This is a genomic window from Streptomyces sp. (genome assembly GCF_035563135.1).
Classification (GTDB): Bacteria; Actinomycetota; Actinomycetes; order Streptomycetales; family Streptomycetaceae; genus Streptomyces.
The window spans coordinates 1-7,402 of the sequence record NZ_DATMVN010000500.1 but is presented as its reverse complement, the minus strand read 5'-3'; the positions used below and the strand labels follow the sequence as shown (position 1 = coordinate 7,402).

6 protein-coding genes are annotated in these 7,402 nt (G+C 69.0%); 1 reads left to right on the top strand and 5 read right to left on the bottom strand.

Annotated elements, in window-relative coordinates; genetic code table 11:
• From VN520_RS21995 to VN520_RS21980, 4 genes are all read right to left on the bottom strand, one after another.
• Window positions 1-344 (bottom strand): (2Fe-2S)-binding protein (locus tag VN520_RS21995; RefSeq protein ID WP_325748656.1); only part of this gene is annotated, 344 nt, incomplete at its 3' end.
• Window positions 345-359: 15 nt separating this feature from the next.
• Window positions 360-2,669: a molybdopterin cofactor-binding domain-containing protein gene (locus tag VN520_RS21990; RefSeq protein WP_325748655.1), complete on the bottom strand. Its 2,310-nt coding sequence runs from the start codon at window positions 2,667-2,669 to the stop codon at window positions 360-362.
• A gap of 220 nt (window positions 2,670-2,889) precedes the next feature.
• A complete protein-coding gene (locus VN520_RS21985) occupies window positions 2,890-4,113 on the bottom strand; it encodes an oxygenase MpaB family protein (RefSeq protein ID WP_325748654.1) in 1,224 nt (407 codons plus the stop codon).
• 111 nt (window positions 4,114-4,224) lie between these two features.
• Window positions 4,225-5,460 (bottom strand): oxygenase MpaB family protein, encoded by a 1,236-nt coding sequence (locus VN520_RS21980; protein ID WP_325748653.1) that lies wholly within the window; start codon window positions 5,458-5,460, stop codon window positions 4,225-4,227.
• Between the two features lie 132 nt (window positions 5,461-5,592).
• On the opposite strand from VN520_RS21980, the gene VN520_RS21975 reads away from it, so the two are divergent.
• A complete protein-coding gene (locus VN520_RS21975; protein ID WP_325748652.1) occupies window positions 5,593-6,282 on the top strand; it encodes a TetR/AcrR family transcriptional regulator in 690 nt (229 codons plus the stop codon).
• A gap of 235 nt (window positions 6,283-6,517) precedes the next feature.
• On the opposite strand, the gene VN520_RS21970 is transcribed toward VN520_RS21975, so the two are convergent.
• Window positions 6,518-7,402, bottom strand: an 885-nt coding sequence (locus VN520_RS21970; RefSeq protein WP_325748651.1) for an SDR family NAD(P)-dependent oxidoreductase, incomplete at its 5' end; no start/stop codon positions are given.

Sequence of the window (7,402 nt, the reverse complement as noted above, 5' to 3'; positions counted from 1 at the left end):
GCGACGGCCGCCATGATCTGGCCCGGCTGGCAGTAGCCGCACTGGGCCACGTCCAGGTCGAGCCACGCCTGCTGCATGGGGTGCAGTTCGGCGCCCACCGTGGCCGGCAGCCCCTCGATCGTCGTGACCTCGTCGGTCGGGTCCAGGTCACCCACCGGGATCGCGCAGGGGTTGACCGCCCTGCCGTTGAGATGACTGGTGCAGGCTTTGCAGACGTTGATGCCGCAGCCGTACTTGGGGCCGGTGACGCCCAGGATGTCACGCAGCACCCACAGCAGCCGGACGTCGTCGGCGATGTCGACGGTGACCTGCTCGCCGTTGAGGCGGAATGTGTGTTCGGGCACGTAGAGCTCCTCACATCAGAAGGCGTGGTCCAGGCCGTCGGTCGGGGACTGGGGGACAGGCGGAACGACCGGCTTGGGTTCGAAGGAGAGTGTGCCGTGGTTGATGGGGAAGGTGGTGGGCATCGTGCCGGTCGCCCGGCCGTAGGCGCAGGCGACCGCGGCCATCGACGCGGCGACACCCAGCTCTCCGGCTCCGCCGGGCTTCCCGGTGGTGTCAGGCATGATGATGACGTCCAGCTCGGGCGGCGTGTTCCACTGCCGGGTGTAGAAGTAGTTGTCCCAGCTGGCTTCCAGGAAGTAGCCGTCGCGCAGGTGCAGGCTGGAGGTCAGCGCGAGCGCGATCCCGTCCATGGCACAGCCCATCATCTGCGCCTCCAGGCCACGCGGGTTGATGGTGAGACCGGCGTCCACGGCGAGGACGACCTTGGTGACGCGTGGTCCCGCGACACCGTTGCGGATCGGCCGGCCGACGGTCTCCGGCCGGCAGTCGATCTCCACCAGGACCGCGCTGGCGGAGTGGTACTCGGAGTGGAGCGCGATGCCCTGTGCCGTGCCGGCCGGCATCGACCGGCCCCAGCGTCCGGCTTCGGCCACCTTCTCCAGAACCGCGATGGACCGGTCGTCCTTGAGGAAGTCGCGCCGGACCCGATAGGGGTCCTTCCCCATCTTCGACGCCAGACGGTCGATGAGGAGCTCACGGGCGCAGGTGACGTCGGGTGAGTAGACGTTGCGCATACTGCCCGTGTTGAAACCCTTGTCGGTCTCGTTGAGGAGCCGGCTGTTGACACCGAAGTTGTACGGCATCGACTGGGAGAGCTGGAAGAACGTCTCGGAGAATCCGAGGTCGGCCACCGGAAGTTTCGCGGCCAGGGCGGTGAAGATCTCTCCGAATCCGTGGCTGAGGTCGGTGGCCACGCTGGTGTGCCGTTGCTTGTAGCTGAGGACGGTGTTGCCGGCGTAGGCGATGCGCACGCGGGACGTGGCCATGGGATGGGTACGTCCCTGACGGGAGTCGTCGGCCCGGTGCCACATGAGTTTGACCGGTTTGCCGATCTTCTCGGAGATCTCGACCGCTTCCAGCGCGGCGTCGAAGAACAGCTTGCGCCCGAAGGACCCGCCGCTTTCGGTGACGTGCACCGTCACCGCCCCCAGCGGCAGTCCCAGCTTGGCGGCGATCGCCTCCTTCGCGACGATCGGCGCCTTGAGACCGGACCAGATCTCGGCGCGATCGGACCGCACGTCGGCGATGGCGCAGTTGGTCTCCAGGGCGCTGTTGCTGCGGAAGTGAAAGGTGAATTTTCCTTCCACGCTCGGGGTCAGCGGCGGCAGCCCCAGCGAAGGCTCCGCGGCCTTCAGTTCCTGGAGCACGGTCTCGTCGGACTTGCCCTGCGCGGTGCCGGGCCCCCAGGACACCTTCAGGGCGCGTACGGCGTCGATGCACTGACCGAAGGTCCGGGCGCGTACGGCCACACCGCTGTTGATGACGACGACGTCGGTGACGCCCGGCATCGCCCGCACCTCAGCGGCGTTGGCGACCGGTCCGACCTTCCCGTTGATCGTCGGCGGACGGCACACCATGGTCGGGAGGGCTCCCGGGACGGCGAGGTCCATCGCGAACTTCTTGCGCCCGGTGACCGCGTCGAGGGCGTCGATGCGGCGTTGCGGTGTACCGATGACGGTGAACTGCTCGGCCGGCTTGAGTTCGGCGGTGACCTGCTGCGTCCGCACGGCTGCGGCCTTCTCGGCCAGGGCGCCGATGCCGATGCTCCGGCCCGCGGGGCCGAGGACCACGCCCGCTCTGATGGTGACCTCGGTGAGGGCCGCGCCGAACACCGTCGCCGCGGCCTCGAGCAGCCGTCCGCGCGCGACAGCGGCCGCGACGCGGATGGGGGTGTAGGTCGCGATGGTCGTGTTCGATCCGCCGGTGAGCTGGTTGAACACGAGCTCCGGCCGTGCGTCGGCCAGGGTGACCCGCACCTTGTCGAGAGGTACGTCCATCTCCTCGGCGATCAGCATGGCCGTCGACGTGGTGATGCCCTGCCCCACCTCGGCACGGGGCAACGCGAAGGACACCGTGCCGTCGGTATCGACCTGGACGGTGATCAGACCCGAGGTCGGCAGAGCCGCCAGGGTCATGACATCGTTGAGGTCGACCAGTTCCGTGATGTCCGCCGACGGCACGTCGGCCCGGGCCTGCTCGGCAGGTACGAGTTCGGCGGCAGTCACCAGGGTCGGTGCCGCCAGTACGAATCCCAGGAACTTGCGCCTGTCCAAGGCACGGCTCCCGTGCGGCGGTCGGGCCGAGCGGTCCTCACCGTTCACCATCGGTCTCCTCTCCCGTACGCCTCTTCGGCGTCGTCTCTCCGGGAGTCTGGCGGAGGACTCGTCCCGGCGTCCTGCTTCGGCGCGATCTCATCGGTGGGTGCATGGGGCGGTGCGGCTCCGGCTGGGTCGTGGACGGTGCTGCCAGGGACGGTCCAGGGCGCCGTCCCTGGCAGCGGCGGGTGCTGTGCGTGGGGTGGTGGTGCAGAGGTGAGGGGGCCGCTCAGGACGGACGGTTGACATCCGGGATGTCGATCGCGATGGGCCGGCCCTCGGCGAGGAAGAGCAGGACGAACTTGCGAAGCGCTTCCTCCAGCGTCCACAGGACCGCGGGGACCGCGGGCAGCGGCACCAGCCCCTCGCGGAAGGCCACCAGCAGCGGCCACGCGGTCGCTATGAGCTTCTCCAGTACTGGCTGCTTGGACAGGCCGATCATGTCGCCGACGTCACCGCCGAGCGTGTACCTGGTGAAGGCGCTGATCAGAGGGCGCGTCAGGCCGGCGTCGAGTTCGGCCACGATCCCGAGGAGGACGTTGGTCAGTGCCTCACCCTCCTGACTGTGGGCGAGGATCGGGTCGAGGACCTGCTTGGACTGGGCGTTGGCCGCGTCCCACGAGTTGGGGATGTACTCGTCGCTGACGCCGAGCATGTGCGCGCTCACCTGCCACACATGCAGATACGCCTCCGAGTCGGCAGCGCTGACCCGGACGCCCCACTCCTTCATCCTGCGCATGACAAACGTGGCCAGGCTGTGCCAGGTGACCATGATGTCGGCCTGGCTGATGGGGATCTTCTGTCCGCCGCTGGTCTGGGACCAGCCCGGCGACTGGGGGAGCAGATGGCGTACCGCCGCGTGCACCATGCGGGTCTTCACGGCGGTCACGATCATCGAGCCCTGCGGCAGGTATGCGTCCAGGTCCCCGATGTCGTAGCCGAGCCGCGCGGTCTTCGCGATGCGGTCCTTCATGTCCGCACCGCCCTTGGAGTAGTAGACGGCGCGCGCCTCCCTGGGGATGGCGGTGCTCATCAGACCACTGCCGAGACCGTACAGAGCCCCCACGTAGATGCCCTTGGTCTTGCTGAACTGGGCGGCGCGGTCGAGTTTGGCCTTGTCCGCCCAGGCCGGCATCTGCCGGGCGTGCTCCATGAACTCCTTGAGGTCTGCCGGGAGACCGTCGGGCAGTGCCTGGTCGTTGCGGGTCCACCGCGCCAGCAGGGTGTTGACCCTGGGTACGTCGCCGCGGTCGATCACGGAGGCGAGCACCGGGTCCGCTTCCTCGTCCCACACCCATTCCGGGTCCACGCCCGCCCCCGCCCCGGCCACCGACCCGGTGGGCGACCAGGTCCACAGCGACCGGGCGCTCGCGGGGGAGGCTGCCGCCAGCGCCCCGGCGGCTCCCAGGGCCCCGCCTGTCATCAACATCTTGCGCCTGCTGAACACATCCATCTTTCCGAGCTCCTTCGTGAGTTCTGATCGGTGAACACCGCGGTGAGGCGGACCGGAGAGGCGCGGCCGGCTGCTGACCACGTGGCGCCGCCCCGCGTGCCGCGGGTGACCTCAGCGGGATGCGGGGCGGTTGGTGTCGGGGATCTCGATCCGGGTGCCGCGGCCCTTGGTGAGGTAGAAGAGGATGTACTGACGCGCCGCCTCGTCGAGCGTCCAGGCGAGCGGCGGCACGAGCGGCAGGGGGATCAGCTTCTCCCGGAAGGCGACCAGCTTCGGCCAGACGGTGGCTATCACCTTTCCCCAGAACGCTTCCTCGGGGATCCCGTCCATGTCGGCGATCCGGTCACCGACGAGGAACCGGGCCAGCGCGTCGACGAGCGGGCGGTCGATTCCGCCGGGGCTCGTCTGCTCGGCGAGCTGGCCCAGCAGGATGTCGGTCAGCTCGACACCCTCCTTGGTGGAGGCGAGGATCGGGTCGAGGACCTGCTTGGACTGGGAGTTGGCCGCCTCCCACGTGGCGGGGATGTACTCGTCGCGGACACCGAGCATGTGGGCGGTGACCTGCCACACATGCAGATAGGCCGCCGAGTCGGCCGCGGTGATCGGGACCTTCCACTCGACCAGCTTCTGCATGGCATAGGTGGCCAGGCTGTGCCAGGTGACCATGATGTCGGCCTGGCTGATCGGGATCTTCTGGCCGTCGCCCGTCCGGGTCCACCCCGGGGACTGCGGCAGCAGGTGACGGACCGCGGCGTGCACCATCCGGGTCTTGACGGCGTGGACGATGACGTCGCCGTCGGGCCGGTAGGCGTTCAGGTCGCCGATGGCGAAGCCCAGGAGACTCGTCTTGGCGACGCGGTCCTCCATGTCGGCGCCGCCCTTGGAGTAGTAGACGGACCGCGCCTCCCTGGGGATGGCGGTGCTCAGCATCCCGCCGCCCACTCCGTTGAGCAGGTTGAGGTAGAAGCCCCGGGACTTGTTGAACTCGGCTGCGGTCTCCAGCTTGTTCCGGTCGGCCCAGGAGGGCAGTTGCCGGGCCTTCTCCATGAAGTCGCGCACGTCCTGCGGGAGTCCGGCCGGGAGTGCCTGGTCGTTGCGGGTCCAGGTGCGCAACAGCTCGTTGACCTTTGGCACATCCCCGCGGTCGATCACCGAGGCCATCAGCCGGTCGACCTCGTCGTCCCACACCCATTCCGGGTCGAGACCCTCTCCCGTGCCTGCCACCGATGCGCTCGGCGTCCAGGTCCACAGGGGCCGTGCGCCGGCCGGCGATGCGGCGCCCAGCGCGCCGACGGCCCCTAGGGCCCCTCCCGCCAACAGCATCTTGCGCCTACTGAGTCCATCCATAGCCCGGAACTCCTCCTCGAGTCCTTCAGCCCTGCGATTATCCGGCGGTACAATGAAACAAAGTAAGCCTCTCTGTGTCACCAGATGAGCACAAGTCAGGTGGGAACGCCAGTGCTTTTTCAGAATCAGGGGATGGCGGTGGACCCGGTCCTGTCGGACCTCGCGGGGCCCTCCGGTCCCTCGTCCGTGCTCGCGCTCGCGTTCGGTGGCGCCGACGAAGGAACCTGTCCGGACGACGAGGTATCCGTGCGGCTGCTGGACGCGGCGTACGAGCAGTTCTGCCTGATCGGAATCAGACGGTCCACGATGACGGACGTGGCCCGGCTGGCGAAGGTCTCCCGGGTCACCGTGTACCGCCGTTTCGCCACCAAGGAGATGCTGGTCGAACAGGTCGTCCGACGGGAGTTCCGGCGGTACTTCGACCGGTTCGCCGCAGAGATCCGGGGCGCGGAGACGGTCGCCGACCGTGTCGTCGGAGGGTTCGTGAGTTCGTTGCGGGCCGTCCGCCACAGCCGCCTCATCGGCAGTCTCATGGCCGTCGAGCCGGACATCGTCGTGCCGTCCATGATCGGCGACGGGGGCCGCACCCTGCTCATGGTGCAGCAGTTCGTCGCGGACAGGCTCCGCCGGGAGCAGCAGGCGGGTCATGTCGCAGCAGGAGTGGACGTGGACGTCGCGGCCGAGATGATGGTCCGGATCTCCACATCGTTCCTGGTCGTTCCGAGCCATGTCATCGATCTCGACGATGACGAGCGGATGCGTGCGGTGGCCCGGCAGTGCCTCGTCCCGATGCTCGGACCGCCACCCTCGGCTCTCCCGTGACGTGCGTCGCGCTACGGAAGATGCCGGTCATCGAACACAGAACCGAACAGCACCTTCGCTCAGGGGCGTGACGTCGCCGTGACCGGTTCGTCGATGCCCTGAAGTCCGCGCGACGGCGAACACTTCGGGCGGATGCCTTGCCGGGGCCGCTCGTGCCGCGGAGCGGACTGCGCGGATGTCCCCGGTGACGGGGCGCCGTACCGCCGGTCTGTCCGAGGCTCTGGACTCGGGTGCTTCAGCCGTCCGTCCGCCGGGGGACGGAGATGCCCGGCAGGCCTGCCATGCCCGCCAGGCGGCGGCGCAGGCCGAGGGAGGAGGGCGCCAGACCTGCCAGGCTCTTCTTGGACCGGTCGGTCATGGCGGTGGGGAGGAACGCGTTGGAGGCCACGCTGAGCCGGGCGGCTGTTCCCGCCCGGTAGCAGGCCTTCGGCCGAGGAGCTTGCAGGGCGCGCAGGATCGCCTTGGCGGCAACGTCGGGACCGGTGTAGCGGCCGGTCTCGCGAAGGGCGGTGGCGGTGGCGCGGTAGCTGCCGGTGAACTGCTCGGTGATGGTACTGGGCTCGTCCAAGGCTTGTGCGGCATGACCGAGCAGGGCCGTGGTGTGGAAGCCGGGCTCGATCAGGACGGCGTGGACGCCCAGCGCGGCGTTCTCCATGCGCAGGGCGTCGGTGAGCGCGCGCAGGGCGAATTTACTGGCGCAGTACCAGCCGTTGAGCGGCAGGGACACCCGCCCGCCCATGGAGGTGACGTTGACGATGCGGCCCTCGCCCCGGCTGCGCATGCCCGGCAGGACCAGGCGGGCGATGCGGGCCGGGGCATGCACGTTGACCTCCATGACCAGCCGGGCGTCGGCTTCGGTGACGTCCTCGACAGCCCGGGGGGTGATGATGCCGGCGTTGTTGACCACCGCCCACGGCCCGCCGCCGGTGCGTTCGGCGATGCCGGCGAAGACGTCCCGGCAGGCGTCCGCATCGGTGAGCTCCAGGACGACGGTCTGCAGGCGCAGCCCGCGTTCTTCGGCGTGCGTGACGAGTTTTTCCGCCTTCTCGGTGGTGCGGGCGGTGGCGATGACCTCGTACCCGGCACCGGCCGCACGCAGGGCGGCCGCGAGACCGATACC

Bases quoted from the DNA above. Each gene is read 5' to 3' on its own strand.
- VN520_RS21990 (WP_325748655.1), bottom strand. From the start codon at position 2,669: ATGGTGAACGGTGAGGACCGCTCGGCCCGACCGCCGCACGGGAGCCGT.
- VN520_RS21985 (WP_325748654.1), bottom strand. From the start codon at position 4,113: ATGGATGTGTTCAGCAGGCGCAAGATGTTGATGACAGGCGGGGCCCTG.
- VN520_RS21975 (WP_325748652.1), top strand. From the start codon at position 5,593: ATGGCGGTGGACCCGGTCCTGTCGGACCTCGCGGGGCCCTCCGGTCCC.
- VN520_RS21980 (WP_325748653.1), bottom strand. From the start codon at position 5,460: ATGGATGGACTCAGTAGGCGCAAGATGCTGTTGGCGGGAGGGGCCCTA.